Below are 21129 nucleotides of genomic sequence, written 5' to 3'. Positions count from 1 at the left end.
TATTGCTTTAAATGCAAAAGTCTTTGCACGCTTTGCCAGTTTTGTCATTGACGCATGCGGGATAAAATTACCGGCATTAACGTTTCGATAAGGACAAAAAATGAGCAACATTCTGATTATCAACGGCGCAAAAAAATTCGCCCACTCTAAAGGGCAACTCAATGACACCCTCACCTCTGTCGCCGAAAGTTTTCTGCGCGATAACGGACACGCAGTAAAAAGCGTACGTACCGACGGTGATTATGATGTTAAAGAAGAAGTGCAGAATTTTCTCTGGGCCGACGTAGTTATCTGGCAGATGCCTGGCTGGTGGATGGGCGCTCCCTGGACCGTAAAAAAATACATGGACGATGTGTTTACCGAAGGCCACGGCTCGCTGTATGCCAGCGATGGGCGTACCCGTTCTGACGGCGCGAAAAAGTACGGTTCCGGTGGTCTGATTCAGGGGAAAAAATACATGCTTTCTCTGACCTGGAACGCACCGCTTGATGCCTTTACCGATGAAGAGCAGTTCTTCCATGGCGTCGGCGTTGACGGTGTTTATCTGCCGTTCCACAAAGCGAATCAGTTCCTCGGGATGGAAGCTCTGCCGAGTTTTATCGCGAATGACGTGATCAAAATGCCAGATGTACCGCGTTATATTGAGGAATATCGCAAGCATCTTGCGGAGATTTTTGCTTAACTGTGAAGCTGGACTTAGAAGGAGTTAACCATGTTGACAGTGATTGCTGAAATTCGTACCCGCCCTGGCCAGCACCATCGCCAGGCGGTCCTTGATCAATTCGCAAAAATTATCCCGACTGTGTTGCAGGAAGAGGGTTGCCATGGCTATGCGCCGTGGGTTGACCATGCCGCAGGCGTCAGTTTCCAGACGAGCGCACCGGACTCCATTATCATGGTGGAAAACTGGGAGAGCGTGGCGCACTTAGAAGCGCATCTGCAAACGCCACATATGAAAGCCTGGAGCGAAGCCGTGAAAGGCGATGTGCTGGAAACGCATATCCGCATTCTGGAACAAGGGGTTTAATCCCCTCGTTGTATCCTGATCTTGTTTCGGGATTACCCGGATGCGGCGTAAGCGTCTTGACCGGGCTATACAAGGGATCAGCGATACGCGTTACCATGAACCCTGTGAGATAAAGGCTATAAATTTTCATCTCACAGGGGTAAATCACGATGACGGCATTCTTCATGCGACATCAAAAACGATTCACCATCCGCAGACGTTGGTCTCTTCATCAGACTCATAGCCACGCACGATATTGATCAGATCTTTGACCGCATCCGCTGCCACAGTGGCATCGTGCAGCTCTGCCAGCGCAGAGAAATCTTTATCCACTGACACACCGTTGTTGTTATTGGTCACCGTCAGGGTAAAACCCTTCTCGCTTGCGCTCTTATCCGCCAATTTTTCAAGCAGCTCAACCACCGCCGCAACGGCGATATCCGGCACATAGAGCGCCATCGGTTTCAGATACACTTTCTCTGCCGTTGTTTTGCTGCCGCGGTTTGTGATGGCCAGCGAATAGCCTTTGTTTTCCGTTGTCATGACATTCCCCTCAACCTTCAATCAGTACCTTGGGATCGACCCAGAAATCGACATTGAATACCGTATCGTCTGATAGCGCTTCAATGCGGTGCCACTTTTCTGCCGGAAATACGCCAAACTGTCCGGCTTCGATGGTCATTGTTTCCACCGGTTGCGGGCTGGTTTCATCGGCATAGCCGTAATAGCGAATCGCCCCCTGCATAACGCACAAGCGTGGATTTACCCCCTGGCGCGTACCGGCATCCAGATGCCGCTGCCAGATAGAAGCGGGGGCAGTCTCTTTAGTCCATAACGGTGTTGAGCGCACGTGCACATAATGTGTTGGTATAACAATGCGTTGCATGTTTCATCCTTAATAAAATATGCATCGGTTGAAACGATATATTGCAAATAAAATACACCTTTAGAATGAGAATAAAAGCGTTGAAGCGGCGTTGTACGCCATGAGGAGTAGAGGGGAGTAGACCGGGAAGAAGAGAGATGACGGGGTATGAAAAAGCGCAGCCGGGACATCCGGTTGCGCCGTAAAACGCCTTATCAGGCGCGCCTGATTTCAGAACCGCAGGGATCTGGCGATGCAATATCACCAGTTTCAGATCATTACGCCGATTGTTTTTGCAACGCTTCCCACAGGCCCACCAGGTAAGTAACACCCAGCGCGCGATCGTATAAGCCGTAGCCCGGACGACCGGTTTCCCCCCAGATAAAACGGCCATGATCCGGGCGAATATAACCCTCGAAACCATTGTCGTGCAGCGCTTGCATCACTTTGTACATATCCAGAGAGCCGTACTGTGACGGATGTGCGCACTCATAAAAGTCTTTATCCTTAATAAGTTTAATATTACGCACATGGGCAAAATGAATACGCTTGCGACGGGTAAATTCAGCCAGAATCTCGTAGACATTATTTTCAGGGTCTTCTGCAATTGAGCCCGTACACAGGGTGATACCATTGGCTTCTGAATCGACGGCGTTGCAGAGCCAATCCAGATCCTGACGATTTTTGACAACGCGCGGCAGGCCGAAAATAGAGTACGGCGGATCGTCAGGATGAATTGCCATTTTGACACCAACGTCTTCACAAACCGGAATGACTGCCTTAAGAAAATAAACTAAATTTTCCCGTAATTTTTCGTCGTCGACACCTTTATAACTGGCAAATAATTTCTGTACCTGCGCCAGACGTTCAGGTTCCCACCCAGGCAGTGCAAAGCCGTTTGAATTACTGAGCACCTCACTCACCACCTCTTCCAGGCTTTTATCAATATCCTTTTTCTCAAAGGCCATGGTCAGGGAGCCATCTGGCAGAACGTAGTTCATGTCCGTCTTCATCCAGTCAAAAACAGGCATGAAGTTGTAGCAAATGACCTTCACACCAAACCGCGCCAGATTGCGAATGGTTTGCTGGTAATTTTCAATGTAACGGTCGCGGCTCGGTAGACCAATTTTGATGTCATCATGAATATTAACGCTCTCGATGACTTCCATTTTCAGGCCGGCGGCGGTGGCCTGGCCGACCAACGCTTCAATCTTATCTTCGGGCCATATTTCACCCACCGGGATGTCGTACAACGCACCGACGACCCCTTCTACGCCCGGAACCTGGCGAATATATTCCAGAGAAACTTTGTCCTCTGTTGACCCAAACCACCGCATTGTCATCTGCATAGAACAACCTCAACCCGAATGAGTAAACAATACCTACCATACTAGTAGCTTATGAACAGTACATTAAAACGATGGGGTTTAATAATCAATAGATTTTCTGAATCAATAACGAAGGTTAAATAGATTGAAAAATATGTTAAGCATCCGTTAATAATCGAGATGCAAACACGATTAAAACACCATTTCAAAATTTGACACTCTTCACATAATTAAAAACTTATCTGGTATGGTAGTAGACTGAACGGTTTTTAGGTATACCGTAAATACAGCACAATTATTGATTTTATAAAAATTCCTTAAGTTAAAATTTCAGGAGCAAGTCGATCATGACGTTGATTAACGACGATTTTATGATTAACAGCAAAGCAGGAAAAACGCTCTATACGCGCTATGCGAAGAAGCAGCCAATACTGGATTATCATTGTCATCTTGAAGCCCGGGACATTTTCGAAAACAAACCTTTTCGCGATATCACCCAACTCTGGCTTGAAGGCGATCACTACAAATGGCGAGCCATGCGCGCCAATGGTATTCAGGAAAAATATATTACAGGCCATGCTTCTGCTGAGGAGAAGTTTGAAGCCTGGGCTAAAACGGTTGAATCCAGCTTTGGTAACCCGTTATATCACTGGACACATCTTGAACTCGCCACCTATTTTGATATTCACACCCCGCTAAACAGTAACAACTGGCGTGAGGTGATGAATGAATGTAACAATAAATTAAAAAACAGTGTTTTTTCACCCCGCGCACTTATTTCTCGGTCAAATGTTGAAATTATTTGCACGACGGATAAGCCCCTGGATGATTTGAAATATCACCAACTTCTTAAAAATGAGAAAGGGTTTGCTACGCGCGTACTACCGACATTTCGTCCCGATGAATTATTCGAAGCGGATCCCATCCGGTTTAGCCAATTTATCACTCAACTCGCTGAAATAAGTTCAGTCAATATTACGCATTTTTCATCATTCATTGCTGCGATTGCCGCGCGTATCGATTTCTTCCATGAGGTTGGCTGTCGTATTTCCGATCATGGCCCGGTAGAAGTGAGCTACCAGCGCGTCAGCGATGAACAAGCAGAGGCGCTTTTTGCGGCCAGAATGGCGCAACAAACACTTTCCGCCGAAGGGATGCAGGCATGGAACAGCATTATATTTGTGAAACTCGCTGCTCTCTATAAGCAAAAAGAGTGGGCAATGCAGATTCATTTCGGTGCTATCCGAAATAATAATATGCCGCAATATCACGCTATTGGTATTAATAGTGGCTTTGATTCAATTGCCGACCAACAGAACCTGGCTGCGAATTTAAATGCCCTGCTTAACGCAATGGCGGAAAATAATGGTCTGCCTAAAACCATTCTCTATAATTTAAACGCTGGCTATAACGATATTGTAGCCTCGGCATTGGCTAATTTTCAGAGTGGAGAAGAAGGGATTAAATCACCCATGCAGTTCGGTTCTGGATGGTGGTTTAACGATACCCAACGTGGCATGGTCAATCAATTAATGACTCTGGCCGATCAAGGGTTACTTGCCAATTTTATTGGCATGCTTACGGATTCCCGTAGTTTTGTGTCTTATACCCGCCATGATTATTTCAGACGTATTCTTTGCAATCTTATAGGCGGTTGGGTTGATCGGGGTGAAGTACCAGAAGATATGGATATTTTATCCAGCATGATCAAAGGAATTTGCGCAGACAACGCCCGTTCTTATTTCAATTTCTGATTTTATAATCGAGATAAAACATGAAGAACTCAGAAAGAAAAATTACCATACCTGTCAGTATCGGTTATGGCCTTACCGATATCATGGGTGGTGGTGCATTTACCGTCATTGGCGCATGGCTATTATTTTATTACACAACATTTGTGGGCCTCTCGCCATTAGAAGCTGCTTCCATCGTAGCTATAGCGCGAATTGTCGATGCTATTATCAGTTTGTTCATGGGAACATTCACAGACCATTTTTATAAAAATACCCTTGGTAAGAAATTTGGTCGTCGCCGATTTTTCCTGCTGATTGGTTCACCGTTAATGCTGGTTTATGCCCTTCTTTGGCTTAATGGCATGAACTACTGGTTCTATCTCAGCGTATATCTTGCCTTTGAAATTATCGCTGCCATGGTGCTTATCCCGTGGGAAACCCTGCCCTCTGAGATGACCAAAGATTTCAACGCCAGGACAAAACTTTCTACCGGGCGTATGTTTCTTTCTGCAACGGGAACCTTTCTCGCCACATTTATTCCGGGGCTGCTCATTGGCTACCTCGGCGAAAAGAGTGCCGAAGCTTATCTGATAAACGGCATCGTATTTGCCGTGGCTTTTATGGTTTGCGTATTTATCTCGTGGAAAGTGACCTGGGAGCGCGAATTAACGCCGGAAATGCTTGCTGAACTGGAAAGCGATCGCTCAGCTTCACGGGTCAATATTCTGAGCCTTTTTAAGGACTACTTATCAACGCTGAAAGTGAGGGCCTTTCGTAAACATCTGGCCATCTATCTGCTCTCGTTTACCGCCAAAGACATATACAACACCGTTTTCGTCTTTTTCTGCGTCTACTGCCTGCAAGTTTCCTCCGCGTTTGCGGGAAGCCTGCTGTCGATGAGTATCATCGGTCTGCCCGTTACGCTGGTAGCCGGTTTCGCTATCATCAAATTTGGCCCATCAAAACTTTATGTTTTTGCCTACAGCACAATGATGCTTTGCCTTGGCGGTATTCTGCTGATTTATCTCTTCCCGACAGAGCAAAAAGCCCTGCTGCTGATTATCCTGGCCGGTTTGTACCAGGTCGGTCGTTGTGTTCTGGAATTTACCCCGTGGAATGTCTTCCCATTTATTCCTGATATTGATGAGATGATTACGCGTCAGCGCCGTGAAGGTCTGTTTGCAGCGGTGATGACCTTCTCTCGCAAAACTACCGTCGCTATCGCGACCTTTGTTGTCGGTTTTATTTTGCAGGAGGGCGGCTTTGTAAAAGGCAGCCAGGTCCAGCCAGAACAAGCAGTGCATACCATTGCCATGACACTGTTTATTGGTACCGCAGGTTTGCTGGTTCTCGCCTTATGGCAGGCTCTGACCTTCCATTTGAATAAACAGACTCATAAAGTTTTTGTCGATGAAGTAGAAAGACTGAAAAACAATGGTTCACGTGCCGCAGTAACACCTGAAACACGCAGCATTGTGGAAGATCTGACTGGGGTAAAATATGAAAAACTCTGGCCGGAAATGGCCCCTGAAACACAGCCCCTCTCGCCGAAACAAAAAGCGATAATGGACTAACTGAGGCAAACACTCTTCAGGCCACCAGGCCTGAAGAGTCTCAGTGGCTTAAACTTCAATATCCGCCATATCACCTTTTTCTTGCAGCCAGTTGCGACGATCTTCCGAACGTTTCTTGGCCAACAGCATATCCATCATTGCATTCGTCCGCTGATCATCGTCATCACTGATGATGAGCTGCACCAGTCGGCGAGTGTTAGGATCAAGCGTCGTTTCGCGCAACTGCATCGGGTTCATTTCACCCAGACCTTTAAAGCGCTGCACGTTCGGCTTGCCTTTCTTGCGCTTAAGCTGCTCCAGCACACCCGTTTTCTCTTCTTCGGTCAGGGCATAGTAAACTTCTTTGCCCAGATCGATACGATACAACGGCGGCAGAGCAACGTAGACATGACCGTTCTTCACCAGCGTGCGGAAATGTTTCACAAACAGCGCGCACAGCAGCGTCGCGATGTGCAGACCATCCGAGTCGGCATCCGCCAGAATACAGATCTTGCCGTAACGTAACTGGCTCAGATCGTCACTGTCCGGATCGATACCGATCGCCACAGAGATATCATGCACTTCCTGCGAAGCCAGCACCTCATCAGAGGAGACTTCCCAGGTATTCAGGATCTTACCTTTCAGCGGCATGATCGCCTGATATTCACGATCGCGCGCCTGCTTGGCAGAACCGCCCGCCGAATCACCTTCCACCAGGAACAGCTCGGTACGGTTGAGATCCTGAGCGGTACAGTCAGCGAGTTTGCCTGGCAGCGCCGGCCCACTGGTGAGCTTTTTACGCACCACTTTCTTCGCGGCACGCAGGCGACGCTGGGCGCTGGAAATCGCCATTTCCGCCAGCATTTCTGCGGCCTGCACGTTCTGGTTCAACCACAGGCTAAAGGCATCTTTCACTACGCCGGAAACAAAGGCCGCACACTGGCGCGATGACAGACGCTCTTTGGTCTGCCCGGCGAACTGCGGATCCTGCATTTTCACCGACAACACATATGCACAGCGTTCCCAGATATCTTCCGCCGAGAGCTTCACGCCGCGCGGCAGAATATTGCGGTATTCGCAAAACTCACGCATCGCGTCGAGCAACCCTTGACGCAAACCGTTTACATGAGTACCGCCCTGCATGGTAGGGATCAGGTTGACGTAGCTTTCTGTCAGCAACTCACCGCCTTCCGGCAGCCAGAGCAGTGCCCAATCCACGGCTTCGGTTTCAGCCGCAAAGTTGCCAATAAACGGTTTTTCCGGCAGCGTCGGCAGGCCATTCACCGCTTCGGCAAGATAGTCATTCAGACCGTCCTGATAGCACCAGCGCTGCTCGGCGTTGTTCACCTCATCTTTAAAGGTGATTTCCACGCCAGGGCACAGCACAGCCTTCGCTTTCAACAGATGGCTCAGGCGGGAGACGGAAAAACGCGGGCTGTCGAAGAACTTCTCGTCCGGCCAGAAGTGGACGCTGGTACCAGTCGCGCGTTTCGCGCAGGTCCCGACAACCTTGAGGTCGCTGACCTTCTCGCCATTTTCAAAAGCGATATTGTAAATCTGACCGTCACGCTTCACGTTCACTTCCACGCGGCGAGACAGGGCGTTGACCACAGAAATCCCTACGCCATGCAAACCACCGGAGAACTGATAGTTCTTGTTGGAAAACTTGCCGCCAGCGTGCAGACGACAAAGAATCAGCTCGACCGCAGGCACCCCCTCTTCCGGGTGAATATCCACCGGCATACCGCGACCATCATCAATGACTTCGAGAGATTGATCGGCGTGCAGAATGACATCCACGCGCTTCGCGTGGCCTGCCAGCGCTTCGTCCACGCTGTTATCAATAACTTCCTGACCAAGATGGTTGGGACGGGTGGTATCGGTATACATCCCCGGACGGCGGCGAACCGGCTCAAGCCCGGTGAGTACCTCTATGGCATCAGCGTTATAGGATTGCGTCATGATGTGTTCGTAGATAGTGACCGCTTCGTTTCCCGGCAGGCTCAATGGAGCCCAAGGAAATCGACAATCTGTGTGAAATGATTCTCAAAGCCCACAAATGCATGGTTACCGCCCTCTTCTACCGTCTGACGACATGCGTCGTAATACGCCACGGCCTGGCGGTAATCCAGCACTTCGTCCCCTGTCTGTTGCAGCAACCAGATTAAATCCGGCGCGTCCAGCGGGTCGACCTGCATCACTTTGAGCTCGTAAATATGGCGAGACTCTAGCACATATTGCTCCCCGGTGTAGGGGTTCTCGTTGTTACCGAGGAACTCTGCCAGCAATTCAAACGGGCGAACGGCCGGATTCACCACTACCGCTGGCAGTGTAAAACACTGAGAGAGCCAGGTTGCGTAGTAGCCCCCAAGGGACGAACCGACAATACCCAGCGGCTGCCCGCCATGTTGCATCACCAACGATTCCAGCAGTTCCGCAGCCTGCGCCGGGTAAGCGGGTAACTGTGGAACAACAACGTTGATATCAGGGTAATGTTCAGCCAGCCAGTGTCGCAACTGCGTTGCTTTCGCAGAACGCGGCGAGCTGTTAAAACCATGCAAATAAAGGAGCGTGGCCATCAGTATCCTTCTGACGCGGTATCCGGGTTGAACCGCGTGCATTGCAAACGACAGACCTCAGTTTGCAGGCTTCCGTCCGGGTACAGATCCAACCAGCGCCAGCCCGGCGCGATTGTGTCGAGCGTGAAATTGGCACAATGCGGTTTAAACTGCACGCAGGTCGATGGCGTCGCTAACAGGCGACGGCCATTCCAGTCGAGGTCCAGCTCCTGGTGAATATGTCCGCATAGCAGGTAGCGAACATGCGGGAAACGCGCCAGCACGTTATCCAGCTCTGCGGCATTTCGCAGGCTGTGTTGATCCAACCAGCTACATCCCGAAGGCAACGGGTGATGATGTAACAATAGCAGCGTATGACGTTCAGGACTGGCACTCAGTTTTTTTTCCAGCCAGTCGAGCTGGAATTCACTCAGCTCACCGTGTGGAACGCCAAATACCTGACTATCAAGCAGGAGAATTTGCCAGTTATCGCCAGTGATTACCCGTTTGGAGGAGGAAATACCTGCTTCCTGCAGTGCGGTATACATTGCCGGTTGAAAATCATGATTACCTGGCAGCCAGACACAAGGCGCGCCGAATCTTGCGATGCCCTCAGCAAAATGCTGATAAGCCGCAGCGGTCTGATCCTGCGCCAGGTCGCCCGTGGCGACAATCAAATCACACTCACGCTGCTGGGCCTGAATGGCATCCAGTACGGCCTGATAGCTTTCCCAGGTATTCACACCTAACAACGTTTCATGTTTTTCGGCAAACAGGTGAGTGTCTGTAATTTGTAATATCCTGACTCTGGCCCCACCAGCCAGAGGAAGGTTTAACAGGCTTTCCAAATGGTGTCCTTAGGTTTCACTACGCTAACAAACCGGAATCGCCATTGCTCCATGTGCTAAACAGTAACGTAGCCAGTCGGCCAGAAACTGATTAATTTGATGCTTTTCGTCGCGTTGATGCAACTTTTTATTCGGATAATCATAACGCGCTTTAAAACGAAAGATCTGCTGACTCGAACACACTTCGGCTACCATAGCGTCATGATAAAGGCGCACTGTCATTGATGGCAGGCTCCAGTAGCTGACAGCGGGCAGGGTCTGTTCGATTTCCACAAGCGTAGTGTAGCGGGTGGATTCGACAATCGTTAACCGGTATTGCGCATTCGCCACCTGATAGCTCACTGTTTCGCCTGCCTCATCGTTACGTGGCAACAGGCGGCGGAGCTGCGCGAAATTGGTCTCGCACAGGCGCATCATTTCAGGGAAGTCAGGTGTATAACGCTTCATTTTTTCCACTCGTTTCGTAAGCTCTCATAATGCAGTTGCAGCCATTGCAGGGCGATGACAGACGCTGCGTTGTCGATTTTCCCCTCTTCTACCAACTGATAAGCCTGTTCCCGGCTCACCACATGAACACGAATATCTTCGTTTTCATCCACCAGACCGTGAATACCTTCGGCCTGTGTAGCGTCCACTTCGCCAACCAATATGGATAAGCGCTCGCTGGTGCCCCCCGGGCTTGCCAGATAGCTCAACATCTTTTTCACCCGCCCCACGGTCAGCCCGGCTTCCTCAACCGCCTCACGTCGAACGACATCTTCAACAGACTCGCCCTCTTCGATCATGCCGGCCACCATCTCCAGCAACCACGGACTTTCGCTGGTATCAAACGCAGCAATGCGAATCTGTTCTACTAACACCACTTCATCCCTTACTGGGTCAAAGGGTAGCAAGACTGCAGCGTGACCGCGTTCAAAAATTTCGCGCCGTACCTCACCGCTCATCTCACCATTGAACAAACGATGACGAAAACGGTAGAGTTCGAGCGAAAAAAAACCGCTATAGAGCGTTTCCCGTGCAATAATTTCTACATCGTTTTTTGTGAAAGTCACAGCAGAGGTTTCTGGCTTACTCATGCGGATATCCTGTTATTAATTAATGTTGATTTTGATGTTTTCAAGCCTGTTTGACTGCCGTTTAAAGCGCCATGTGATAGATTGGGGCAAATTTACGTCGGATGGCACTTTACGCCAACCTTCAGCGGTGGCGCTCTCTGTTAGAATCGGCGAATATTTCTGAATTTAGATCAGCGCTATTCATGCTTCACAACAAGGAATGCAAATGAAGAAATTGCTCCCCATTCTTATCGGCCTGAGCCTGACAGGTTTCAGTGCTATGAGCCAGGCAGAAAACCTGTTGCAGGTTTATCAGCAGGCGCGTTTAAGCAACCCCGATCTGCGTAAATCCGCCGCCGATCGTGATGCAGCTTTCGAGAAAATTAACGAAGCGCGCAGCCCGTTACTGCCACAGCTGGGTTTGGGTGCGGATTACACCTACAGCAATGGCTATCGCGACAGCAATGGTGTGAACTCCAACGCCACCAGCGGCTCCCTGCAGCTTACGCAAACTTTGTTTGATATGTCCAAATGGCGTGCGTTGACGTTACAGGAAAAATCCGCAGGCATCCAGGATGTGACGTACCAGACCGATCAGCAAACGCTCATTTTGAATACTGCCACCGCTTATTTTAACGTATTAAGCGCCATCGACTCGCTCTCTTATACCGAAGCGCAGAAACAGGCTATCTACCGTCAGTTAGACCAAACTACCCAGCGTTTTAATGTGGGTCTGGTTGCGATTACCGACGTACAGAACGCCCGTTCACAGTATGACACCGTACTGGCTAACGAAGTGACCGCACGTAACAATCTCGACAATGCCGTCGAGTCACTGCGTCAGGTCACCGGTAACTACTATCCGCAGCTGGCGTCACTGAACGTTGATGGCTTCAAAACAGACAAACCTCAGGCGGTGAACACACTGCTGAAGGATGCAGAAAGCCGCAACCTGACGTTGCTGCAGGCACGTCTGAGCCAGGATCTTGCACGTGAGCAGATTCGCCAGGCGCAAGATGGTCATCTGCCGACGCTTGATTTGACCGCGTCTACTGCGGTATCGAATACTTCCTACAGCGGCTCCCGTACTAACAGCGCCCAGTATGACGACAGCAAAATTGGTCAGAATAAAGTGGGCCTGAGCTTCTCCCTGCCGCTGTATCAGGGCGGGATGGTGAATTCGCAGGTGAAACAGGCACAGTACAACTTCGTTGGCGCAAGCGAGCAACTGGAAAGCGCACACCGCAGCGTTGTACAGACCGTTCGTTCCTCCTTCAACAACGTGAATGCCTCCATCAGCAGCATCAACGCGTATAAACAAGCCGTTGTTTCTGCGCAAAGTTCTCTGGATGCGATGGAAGCAGGTTACTCCGTGGGTACACGTACCATTGTGGACGTACTGGACGCAACCACCACGCTGTATAACGCGAAGCAGCAACTTTCCAGCGCGCGTTATAACTATCTGATTAACCAGTTGAATATTAAATCTGCTCTCGGCACACTGAATGAGCAGGATCTTCTGGCGCTGAACAACACACTGGGTAAACCTATCTCTACCTCGCCGGAAAATGTGGCGCCGGAAAACCCAGAGCAAGAAGCCCGCGTTGCGAAGATGGCAAACGGACAGGCTCCTCAGACACAGCCGACCAGCGTGCGCAAAACAACGCATTAATTCTTATTTCCCATTATTATCGTACGGGGGCATACAGCCCCCGTTTTTACGTAAGGCAACGTAAAGATCCCCCCTGCTGACCCGCCTCCTGCTTCATTTTCAGACACTCATCCACTATCCTGACCTTTTATTAATACCTGTGGGTCTCGGAAGACAAATATGAAACGGACAAAAAATATTAATCATGCGATGTTTCGCAAAAGCTGGGGCGCGCGTCACCTGACGCCCGTAGCGCTGGCCGTGACTGCCGTCTTTATGTTGGCAGGGTGCGAACAAAACGATGAAACAGTAAAAATGTATCAGAATGCCGATGACTGTGCTTCGGCGAACCCGGACAAAAGCGCCGAATGTAAAACCACCTATGACAATGCGCTGAAAGAAGCAGCACGTACCGCGCCGAAATATGCATCGCGCGAGGATTGCGTAGCTGAGTTTGGCGAAGGTCAGTGTCAGCAAGCTCCTGCTCAGGCAGGTATGGCGACGGAAAACCAGGCGCAGGCACAACAGTCTGGTGGCAGTTTCTGGATGCCACTGATGGCGGGTTACATGATGGGTCGCCTGATGGGTGGTGGCGCGGGTTATGCCCAGCAGCCGCTGTTCAGCTCCAAAAACCCGGCCAGCCCGGCCTATGGTCAGTACACCGATGCCAGCGGCAAAAGCTATGGTGCAGCCCAGCCTGGCCGTAGCGCAACGGTTTCGAAAACTGCGATGGCACCAAAACCTGCAACGACCTCCACCATCACGCGTGGCGGTTTTGGTCAGTCCGTGGCCAAACAGACCGCCTCTATGCAGCGTAGCGCCAGCGGCACCTCAACCCGTTCAATGGGCGGCTGATGACCATGGAAAGAATCAACATCGTCGAACGTCCCGACTGGCGCGAGAAAGCCACCGAGTATGGTTTCAACTTTCACACCATGTATGGCGAGCCATACTGGTGTGAAGATGCCTACTACAAACTGACGCTCGCCCAGGTCGAGAAACTGGAAGAGGTCACCGCCGAGCTCCATCAGATGTGTCTGCAGGTTGTGGACAAGGTTATCGCCAGTGACGAATTGCTGGCGAAATTCCGCATTCCAAAGCACACCTGGGGCTTTGTACGTCAGTCCTGGAAAACCGGGCAGCCATCGCTTTATTCACGCCTTGACCTGGCCTGGAATGGTACTGGCGAACCGAAGCTGCTGGAAAATAATGCCGATACACCAACCTCATTGTATGAAGCGGCATTTTTTCAGTGGATTTGGCTGGAAGATCAGATAAACGCAGGCAAGCTGCCGGAAGGCTGCGATCAATTCAACAGCCTGCAGGAAAAACTTATTGAGCGTTTTGCAGAGCTACGCGAACAACATGGCTTTAACCTGCTGCATTTCGCTTGCTGTCGCGATACCGTTGAAGACCGGGGTACCGTGCAATATCTGCAAGACTGCGCCGCAGAAGCGGATGTGGCCAGCGAGTTTCTCTATATTGAAGATATTGGCCTCGGGGAAAAAGGGCAGTTTACCGATCTGCAGGATCAGGTGATCAGTAATCTGTTTAAGCTGTACCCCTGGGAGTATATGCTGCGCGAAGACTTCTCGACCAAGCTGGAAGATGCAGGTGTTCGCTGGCTGGAACCGGCATGGAAAAGCATCATTTCAAACAAAGCGCTCCTGCCAATGCTGTGGGAGATGTTCCCCAACCATCCGAACCTGTTGCCTGCCTGGTTTGCCGAAGATGCTCACCCGGAAATGGAAAAATACGTCATTAAGCCTATCTTCTCTCGCGAAGGGGCAAATGTATCCATTATCGAAAATGGCAAAACGATCGAAGAGGTCGAAGGCCCTTACGGCGAAGAAGGGATGATCGTCCAACAGTTCTGTCAGTTACCCAGGTTTGGTGACAGCTACACGCTGATTGGCAGTTGGCTTATTAACGATCAACCTGCGGGTATTGGTATTCGTGAAGACCGGGCGTTGATCACCCAGGATCTGTCACGTTTCTATCCGCATATTTTTGTAGAGTAACGTGCGACAGGGACCCTGGGTGCGCTTACCCGGGGCTCCTGAGTCGTAGCCCGGAGAAGGCAACGCTGCATCCGGGAATATCCCGGGGCGCATACGCTTGCCCAGGCTACAAAACCTTAGCCTATCTGCACCGACAACATACTCAGGCTGCCCATTTCCAGACCGTCTACCGGAATCGAGATATTCTCCACCCCATCCCACGCCCCCAGAACATAGAGCAGCGGCAGGAAATGGTCCGGTGTAGGGTTAGAAAGCGAACCACCTTCATGCTCCATATAATTGACCAGCGGATGCTGCCCGATCGGCCCTTTCCATGTCAGGTTATCCTTCACAAATTCGTTGAAAGCGGTCGCCCACGGGTAAGGCGAGCTATCGCCATGCCAGCGTGCCGTACGCAGGTTATGCACCACGTTACCGCTCGCCACCAACATTATGCCTTCATCGCGCAGTGCTGCCAGCTTACGCCCTACTTCCATATGCCATGCCGCCGGTTTGGTACTGTCGATACTCAATTGCACCATCGGGATATCGGCATTCGGATACATTTTGATCAGCACGCCCCAGGAGCCGTGGTCAAAACCCCAGGCTTCTTTATCCAAAGTGACCGGCACGGGTGACAGCAATTCAACCAGACGCTGGGCCAGCGCAGGCGAACCCGGAGCCGGGTAATGGGTGTCGTACAACGCCTGAGGGAATCCCCCAAAGTCATGGATTGTCTGCGGCGCTTCCATCGCGGTTACCCCGGTACCACGCGTAAACCAGTGTGCTGAGACAACCACAATAGCTTTAGGACGCGGCAGTGTTTCGCCAAGCTGAGCCCAGGCGCGGGTATAAACGTTATCTTCCAGAACATTCATCGGGCTGCCGTGGCCCAAAAACAGTGCTGGCATGCGAGGTGCAGACATGATGATATCCTTACTGAGTGTGTCATATTTAATGAACACACATTACGCTTATTCATCGGGTGATGAACTCAGATAAGCATGATGAAGATATTCAGAATTTTTGAATGTAAGAATTGCGTAAAGGTGATGCGGCGGCCTCGCTTTGGAAACCATTAATATTTAACATTAATGAGAAGCATTATCATAAGGAGTGATACATGTCAGCCCCACTGATTCTGACGTTACTTGCCGGCGCTGCTACCTTTATCGGCGCCTTTCTGGGAGTTCTTGGCCAGAAACCGTCAAACCGTGTACTGGCATTTTCGCTGGGATTTGCCGCTGGCATTATGCTGCTTATCTCCCTTATGGAGATGCTGCCAGCCGCACTGGCTACCGAAGGCATGTCACCCATGCTGGGCTATGGCATGTTCGTCATCGGCCTGTTGGGCTACTTTGCCCTTGACCGTATGCTCCCCCATGCACACCCGCAGGATTTAATGCAGGGTTCGTGCTCGCAGCACCCGGTCCCCCGCAAGATCCAACGTACGGCGATCTTATTGACGCTGGGCATCAGCTTGCATAACTTTCCGGAAGGTATTGCCACCTTTGTGACGGCCAGTAACGACCTTGAACTCGGTTTCGGTATTGCCCTGGCGGTAGCCTTGCACAATATTCCAGAAGGTCTTGCGGTTGCCGGACCGGTTTATGCAGCAACCGGTTCAAAACGAACGGCTATTTTTTGGGCGGGAATATCCGGGTTTGCCGAGATTCTCGGTGGGGTTCTTGCCTGGCTGATTCTGGGAAGCCTGGTCTCCCCGATGGTGATGGCGGCAGTCATGGCAGCGGTTGCCGGAATTATGGTCGCGCTCTCTGTTGATGAACTGATGCCGCTGGCTAAAGAGATAGACCCCAACAACAACCCAAGCTATGGCGTGCTTTGCGGGATGTCGGTAATGGGCCTTAGCCTGGTTGCGCTGCAAACGATGGGATTTGGTTAATACAATCAGGCGTTGCTCGCGCCTATTGAGCAACGCCGCTTTCGGAAGCCGCTTCGGGTTTCGCCTGCCCTTGCTCATTTGCTTGCATGGACTGGATGATCTTTAACGCGCGCTGGTAGCCTTCCTGTTGTGCATCACGATCCTGGCGAAATGCCCTGCAATTCCGGCGCAGGCACATGATATGCGCGAACATCACGAGCACAACGACAAAAAAACCGCACCAATAAATCAGCATACCCCTTCCTTATCACGCTCCACATGTGGTTGCGCGAGCCATTACGTCATGGGTACCACTTTATAAGTAGCAAGCCGTTGTCGCCATTAGCGAGATCAACAAAGCGGATAAATGAGGTATTTTCAGCAAGGTACTCACGGGGAAATAAAAAAATCCGAAGTCGATGCCCGGCTTCGGATTTTTTTCATTGGGTGGCTATCACTTAGCTGGCTTTACGCTCATGCTCCAGACGATAAGCCACCAGATCTTCGATGGTGACGACAGCCATGTTGTGCTCGCGAGCAAACTGGATACACTCCGGCGCGCGCGCCATGGAGCCATCATCGTTCGTCAGTTCACACAGCACACCGGCCGGTTTGAACCCTGCCAGGGTCACAAGATCGATCGTCGCTTCTGTATGACCACCGCGCGTCAATACACCGCCCTGCTGCGCACGCAGCGGGAAAACGTGCCCCGGACGATTCAGATCTGAAGGTTTAGCGCCATCAGCAATGGCAGCACGCACGGTAGTAACACGATCGGCAGCCGAAACACCGGTAGTAACCCCCGTAGCTGCCTCGATGGTAACGGTAAAGCCCGTACCGTAAGCGCTGGTGTTGTTTTCAACCATCATCGGCAGATCAAGTTGTTTACGACGATCTTCGGTGATGCACAGGCAAACAATGCCGCTACCGTGACGGATGGTCAACGCCATCTGCTCAACGGTCATGGTTTCAGCGGCAAAAATCATGTCGCCTTCATTCTCGCGATCTTCATCATCGAGAACCATTACACCGCGACCTTCGCGCAGTGCAGTTAAAGCATTTTCAATACGTTCGAATGGCGTGCCAAAAGAAGAAAGCAGCGTCTGATTCATGGTAAAAGACCTCAATAAAGTTATGGTTACCAGAATCAGGGCAGTCTTAGGAGTATAAAAAAATAACGCAAGCGGGCCTCCAGGCCCAACTGAATCGTTACTCTCTCCCATCCGGACTTTAACCGTCGGCCCCGGAATTACACCGGATCTGCTGACCTTTCGATTTGCATCAAAAGCGCTCGCGGGCTTTCAACCTGTCCTTCATCTTTCACGCCGCTGCTGCGTTGGCTTCCTTCACTCATCCCAGTCACATAGTTGACTATGTTCCTGGAATTCGCTCAGTTGCCGCCTTGCCGCTACGTGAAATCTATTGGACATCGCTGATTTACCGCCGGTGGGGAATTTCGCCCCGCCCTGAGAATAAGCGGGATAACTATAACGCTATTGATTACCTTCGGCAACGCGTAACCTTCAAACAAATCTGGTTTATCGTTATGACATATCACACTACAATAATTGTCAGAACCTATCCGAACAGGGAACATACAAATGATTGACCCGAAAAAAATTGAACAGATTGCGCGTCAGGTCCACGAATCGATGCCAAAAGGGATTCGCGAGTTCGGGGAAGATGTTGAGAAAAAAATCCGCCAGTCTCTGCAGGCGCAACTGACCCGCCTTGACCTCGTCAGCCGCGAGGAGTTTGACGTACAGACACAGGTACTGCTCCGTACACGTGAAAAACTGGCCCTGCTCGAGCAACGTCTGAACGAACTGGAAAATCGCAATGCGTCAGCAGAGGTGAAACCGGCTCCGGCAATTCCTCCGGTTGATTCGCCAGATACAGGCGTTTAAGCCAATTCTGGCATCCCCCGCATAGCCAACCGCAAAGGGGTAATCGATAAGGTTTTCATCGATTACCCTACGATATTCCGGGAGTTCATCCACCTTTTTGTTACTTCCTCATTTATGATAATATCGCCTTCAATACTAACGAAAATATGCGTCTGATTTAAAAAAATAACCCAAGGAGAATATATGGATATTTTTCCTGAATACTACTCGCCTTACTTTTTCGCCCTCGCATTTGTGGCATTTATAGGTATTGTGGAAATTGTCTCACTGTTCTTTGGGAATGTTATTTCTGGTGTTATTGATTCACATCTGGGTGATTATGACGGTGTCGCCTCAGGCCATTTGAACCAGTTTTTCCATTACCTTAATTTTGGTCGCGTCCCCGCACTGGTTGTCCTTTGCCTTATCGCCGGTTGCTTCGGCTTGTCTGGCATTTTTTTACAGCATATGAGCGTGACACTGCTGCAAACCCCGCTTCCCAATATAGTCCTGACCCCTTTTTGCCTTATTTTTTCAGGTATTTGCACACACTATACCGGTAAACTTTTAGGGCGCTGGCTACCGGGAGATGAAACCAGCGCGATCACAGAAGATGATTTTATTGGCGCTATGGCCATTATCACGGGCCACAGTGCGGAGCCTCAACGCCCGTGTGAAGGAAAATTTAAAGATAAGTTTGGGCAGGTACATTATTTACTTCTGGAACCCGAAGAAGGAAAGACGTTTAAACGAGGCGATAAGGTCCTCATTATTTGTCGGTTGTCCGCCAGCCGTTATTTGGCGGAACTGAACCCCTGGCCAAATGAATTGTAAAAACAAAAGGAAGTATTATGGAAAATCTATTGAATCTATTTCCCTCATGGATGAGTTATGCCCTGATAGCCGTTTTTGTCTTGTTGGTCATCGGGATTATTTTTGCCCGGTTATACCGTCGGGCCTCGGCTGAGCAGGCGTTTGTACGAACAGGTTTAGGTGGGCAGAAAGTGGTAATGAGTGGCGGCGCGATTGTGATGCCCATCTTCCACGAAATTATTCCGATTAACATGAATACCCTTAAACTCGAGGTGAGCCGCTCCACGGTTGACAGCCTGATCACTAAAGATCGTATGCGCGTTGATGTCGTTGTTGCCTTTTTCGTACGCGTAAAACCGTCGATTGAGGGGATTGCCACTGCCGCACAGACATTGGGGCAGCGTACATTGTCACCAGAAGATCTCCGCGTGTTGATTGAAGATAAATTCGTTGATGCCCTGCGTGCTACGGCCTCCCAGATGACCATGCATGAGTTACAGGACACTCGCGAGAACTTCGTTCAGGGTGTGCAAAACACCGTTGCGGAAGATCTGTCGAAGAACGGTCTGGAGCTGGAAAGCGTCTCGTTAACCAACTTCAACCAGACGGAAAAAGTGCATTTCAACCCGAACAACGCCTTTGATGCCGAAGGTCTCACCAAACTGACACAGGAAACTGAGCGCCGTCGCCGTGAACGTAACGAAGTCGAGCAGGATGTTGAAGTTGCAGTCCGTGAGAAGAACCGCGATGCCCTGGCGCGCAAACTTGAGATTGAGCAGCAAGAGGCATTTATGACGCTTGAGCAGGAGCAGCAGGTGAAAACCCGCACCGCCGAGCAGAATGCCAAAATCGCCGCCTTCGAAGCAGAGCGCCATCGTGAAGCCGAGCAAACACGTATCCTGGCGGAACGGCAAATTCAGGAAAGTGAAATCGAACGCGAACAGGCAGTACGTTCCAGAAAAGTTGAGGCTGAGCGTGAAGTTCGCATTAAAGAGATCGAGCAACAGCAGGTGACGGAGATTGCCAACCAGACGAAATCCATCGCCATCGCGGCGAAGTCTGAGCAACAGTCCCAGGCGGAAGCAAAAGCCAACGACGCACTGGCGGAAGCCGTTCGTGCCCAGCAAAACGTAGAAACCACACGCCAGACCGCAGAAGCCGATCGTGCAAAACGGGTTGCGCTGATTGCCGCAGCTCAGGATGCGGAAACGAAAGCGGTTGAGCTGACAGTACGCGCCAAAGCCGAGAAAGAAGCGGCAGAATTGCAGGCTGCAGCCATCGTCGAACTGGCGGAAGCAACGCGGAAAAAAGGTCTGGCTGAAGCCGAAGCGCAGCGCGCGCTGAACGATGCGATCAACGTGCTTTCCAACGAACAAACCAGCCTCAAATTCAAACTGGCACTTCTGCAGTCTCTGCCTGCGGTTATCGAGAAATCCGTTGAGCCAATGAAGTCCATCGAAGGTATCAAAATCATTCAGGTAGATGGGCTGAACCGCGGCGGAGCGGCAGGCGAAGTGACCACTGGTACGGTTAACGGTGGCAATCTGGCGGAGCAGGCACTCTCTGCCGCTCTCGCCTACCGAACCCAGGCGCCGCTGATTGATTCGCTGCTTAATGAAATTGGGATTTCCGGCGGCTCGCTGGCAGCCATGGCAACGCCGTTAAATTCATCGCCTGCGGTCGGGCCAAATGAAGAAATCGCGGTCACAACGGTAAAAGAAGAAACGGTAAAAGAGGAATAGTTTCTTCCCACCTTATGTAACCCCAACCCTGGCCCATAAAGCCGGGGATTTTTTTATTCTGAACGCGCCTTTTCAGTACGTAACGTTCGGAACGGAGGCCGTTTTGCGTGAACGATCCAGTAATAAAACATCCGAGGGGAAAAGCTCTTGTCCCTGTAGAAGCACTCACCAACAATCGCTGGGTCAGCAAGGGGCTGAAACGGGAAAGC

General features: G+C 50.6%; 22 protein-coding genes. 11 read left to right on the top strand and 11 right to left on the bottom strand.

Annotation, left to right across the window (positions count from 1 at the left end):
- Positions 1-100: 100 nt before the first annotated feature.
- Entirely contained in the window at positions 101-682 is a 582-nt protein-coding gene (locus ACS0RQ_RS03875) for an NAD(P)H-dependent oxidoreductase (RefSeq protein ID WP_047373098.1), read from the top strand.
- A gap of 30 nt (positions 683-712) precedes the next feature.
- Positions 713-1027, top strand: a complete 315-nt coding sequence (locus ACS0RQ_RS03870; protein WP_039078088.1) for a putative quinol monooxygenase — start codon at positions 713-715, stop codon at positions 1025-1027.
- A gap of 183 nt (positions 1028-1210) precedes the next feature.
- On the opposite strand, the gene ACS0RQ_RS03865 is transcribed toward ACS0RQ_RS03870, so the two are convergent.
- The 3 genes from ACS0RQ_RS03865 to uxuA form a co-directional block, all read right to left on the bottom strand.
- Positions 1211-1549 carry a DUF1869 domain-containing protein gene (locus ACS0RQ_RS03865; RefSeq protein WP_271849689.1) on the bottom strand — a complete coding sequence of 113 codons (339 nt, stop codon included), beginning with the start codon at positions 1547-1549 and terminating at the stop codon, positions 1211-1213.
- A gap of 10 nt (positions 1550-1559) precedes the next feature.
- Positions 1560-1892: a TehB family protein gene (locus ACS0RQ_RS03860; protein WP_039078090.1), complete on the bottom strand. Its 333-nt coding sequence runs from the start codon at positions 1890-1892 to the stop codon at positions 1560-1562.
- 257 nt (positions 1893-2149) lie between these two features.
- On the bottom strand, positions 2150-3220 hold the full coding sequence (uxuA, locus tag ACS0RQ_RS03855; RefSeq protein ID WP_271849688.1) for a mannonate dehydratase: 1071 nt from the start codon (positions 3218-3220) through the stop codon (positions 2150-2152).
- Between the two features lie 326 nt (positions 3221-3546).
- On the opposite strand from uxuA, the gene uxaC reads away from it, so the two are divergent.
- Together uxaC and ACS0RQ_RS03845 are read left to right on the top strand one after the other, a co-directional pair.
- Positions 3547-4953 (top strand): glucuronate isomerase, encoded by a 1407-nt coding sequence (gene uxaC / locus ACS0RQ_RS03850; protein WP_271849687.1) that lies wholly within the window; start codon positions 3547-3549, stop codon positions 4951-4953.
- Positions 4954-4973: 20 nt separating this feature from the next.
- Positions 4974-6506 (top strand): MFS transporter, encoded by a 1533-nt coding sequence (locus ACS0RQ_RS03845; protein WP_334632681.1) that lies wholly within the window; start codon positions 4974-4976, stop codon positions 6504-6506.
- 48 nt (positions 6507-6554) lie between these two features.
- Here ACS0RQ_RS03845 and parE read toward each other — a convergent pair whose 3' ends face one another.
- The 5 genes from parE to nudF are packed head-to-tail and all read right to left on the bottom strand — an operon-like array spanning position 6555 to position 10967.
- Entirely contained in the window at positions 6555-8447 is a 1893-nt protein-coding gene (parE, locus tag ACS0RQ_RS03840) for a DNA topoisomerase IV subunit B (RefSeq protein WP_271849769.1), read from the bottom strand.
- 41 nt (positions 8448-8488) lie between these two features.
- Entirely contained in the window at positions 8489-9064 is a 576-nt protein-coding gene (yqiA, locus tag ACS0RQ_RS03835) for an esterase YqiA (protein ID WP_039078094.1), read from the bottom strand.
- Entirely contained in the window at positions 9064-9891 is an 828-nt protein-coding gene (gene cpdA, locus ACS0RQ_RS03830) for a 3',5'-cyclic-AMP phosphodiesterase (RefSeq protein WP_271849685.1), read from the bottom strand. The genes yqiA and cpdA overlap by 1 nt, the downstream gene beginning before the upstream one ends.
- Before the next feature lie 24 nt (positions 9892-9915).
- Positions 9916-10338, bottom strand: coding sequence for a DUF1249 family protein (locus tag ACS0RQ_RS03825; RefSeq protein ID WP_039078096.1), 423 nt, complete (start codon positions 10336-10338; stop codon positions 9916-9918).
- A complete protein-coding gene (gene nudF, locus ACS0RQ_RS03820; protein WP_039078097.1) occupies positions 10335-10967 on the bottom strand; it encodes an ADP-ribose diphosphatase in 633 nt (210 codons plus the stop codon). Before nudF ends, ACS0RQ_RS03825 begins: the two co-directional genes overlap by 4 nt.
- A 205-nt stretch (positions 10968-11172) precedes the next feature.
- Here nudF and tolC point away from each other — a divergent pair, with 205 nt between their 5' ends.
- The 3 genes from tolC (at position 11173) to ACS0RQ_RS03805 (ending at position 14618) form a co-directional block, all read left to right on the top strand.
- Entirely contained in the window at positions 11173-12618 is a 1446-nt protein-coding gene (gene tolC, locus ACS0RQ_RS03815; RefSeq protein ID WP_271849684.1) for an outer membrane channel protein TolC, read from the top strand.
- A gap of 159 nt (positions 12619-12777) precedes the next feature.
- Positions 12778-13452 (top strand): DUF1190 family protein, encoded by a 675-nt coding sequence (locus tag ACS0RQ_RS03810; RefSeq protein ID WP_271849683.1) that lies wholly within the window; start codon positions 12778-12780, stop codon positions 13450-13452.
- A 5-nt stretch (positions 13453-13457) separates the two neighbouring features.
- Entirely contained in the window at positions 13458-14618 is a 1161-nt protein-coding gene (locus ACS0RQ_RS03805; protein WP_271849768.1) for a glutathionylspermidine synthase family protein, read from the top strand.
- A 116-nt stretch (positions 14619-14734) separates the two neighbouring features.
- On the opposite strand, the gene ygiD is transcribed toward ACS0RQ_RS03805, so the two are convergent.
- The gene (ygiD, locus tag ACS0RQ_RS03800) at positions 14735-15523 is read right to left on the bottom strand and encodes a 4,5-DOPA-extradiol-dioxygenase (RefSeq protein ID WP_271849682.1); all 789 of its coding nucleotides are present in this window, start codon (positions 15521-15523) and stop codon (positions 14735-14737) included.
- Positions 15524-15720: 197 nt separating this feature from the next.
- Here ygiD and zupT point away from each other — a divergent pair, with 197 nt between their 5' ends.
- Entirely contained in the window at positions 15721-16500 is a 780-nt protein-coding gene (gene zupT / locus ACS0RQ_RS03795; RefSeq protein WP_039078101.1) for a zinc transporter ZupT, read from the top strand.
- Positions 16501-16522: 22 nt separating this feature from the next.
- Here zupT and ACS0RQ_RS03790 read toward each other — a convergent pair whose 3' ends face one another.
- Both ACS0RQ_RS03790 and ribB read right to left on the bottom strand, forming a co-directional pair.
- Positions 16523-16735, bottom strand: a complete 213-nt coding sequence (locus tag ACS0RQ_RS03790) for a hypothetical protein (RefSeq protein WP_039078102.1) — start codon at positions 16733-16735, stop codon at positions 16523-16525.
- A gap of 202 nt (positions 16736-16937) precedes the next feature.
- Entirely contained in the window at positions 16938-17591 is a 654-nt protein-coding gene (ribB, locus tag ACS0RQ_RS03785; protein WP_039078103.1) for a 3,4-dihydroxy-2-butanone-4-phosphate synthase, read from the bottom strand.
- A gap of 489 nt (positions 17592-18080) precedes the next feature.
- Here ribB and ubiK point away from each other — a divergent pair, with 489 nt between their 5' ends.
- The 3 genes from ubiK to ACS0RQ_RS03770 all read left to right on the top strand — a co-directional run bounded on the left by ubiK (position 18081) and on the right by ACS0RQ_RS03770 (position 20920).
- Positions 18081-18386 carry a ubiquinone biosynthesis accessory factor UbiK gene (ubiK, locus tag ACS0RQ_RS03780; protein WP_039078104.1) on the top strand — a complete coding sequence of 102 codons (306 nt, stop codon included), beginning with the start codon at positions 18081-18083 and terminating at the stop codon, positions 18384-18386.
- Between the two features lie 183 nt (positions 18387-18569).
- Complete coding sequence (locus tag ACS0RQ_RS03775; RefSeq protein WP_271849681.1) at positions 18570-19199, top strand: OB-fold-containig protein; 630 nt, start codon at positions 18570-18572, stop codon at positions 19197-19199.
- Between the two features lie 17 nt (positions 19200-19216).
- On the top strand, positions 19217-20920 hold the full coding sequence (locus tag ACS0RQ_RS03770; RefSeq protein ID WP_271849680.1) for a flotillin family protein: 1704 nt from the start codon (positions 19217-19219) through the stop codon (positions 20918-20920).
- Positions 20921-21129: the final 209 nt, after the last annotated feature.

The organism is Phytobacter diazotrophicus, from assembly GCF_052061655.1.
Taxonomy (GTDB): Bacteria; Pseudomonadota; Gammaproteobacteria; order Enterobacterales; family Enterobacteriaceae; genus Phytobacter; species Phytobacter diazotrophicus.
This window is presented reverse-complemented; position numbering and strand designations above follow the sequence as displayed.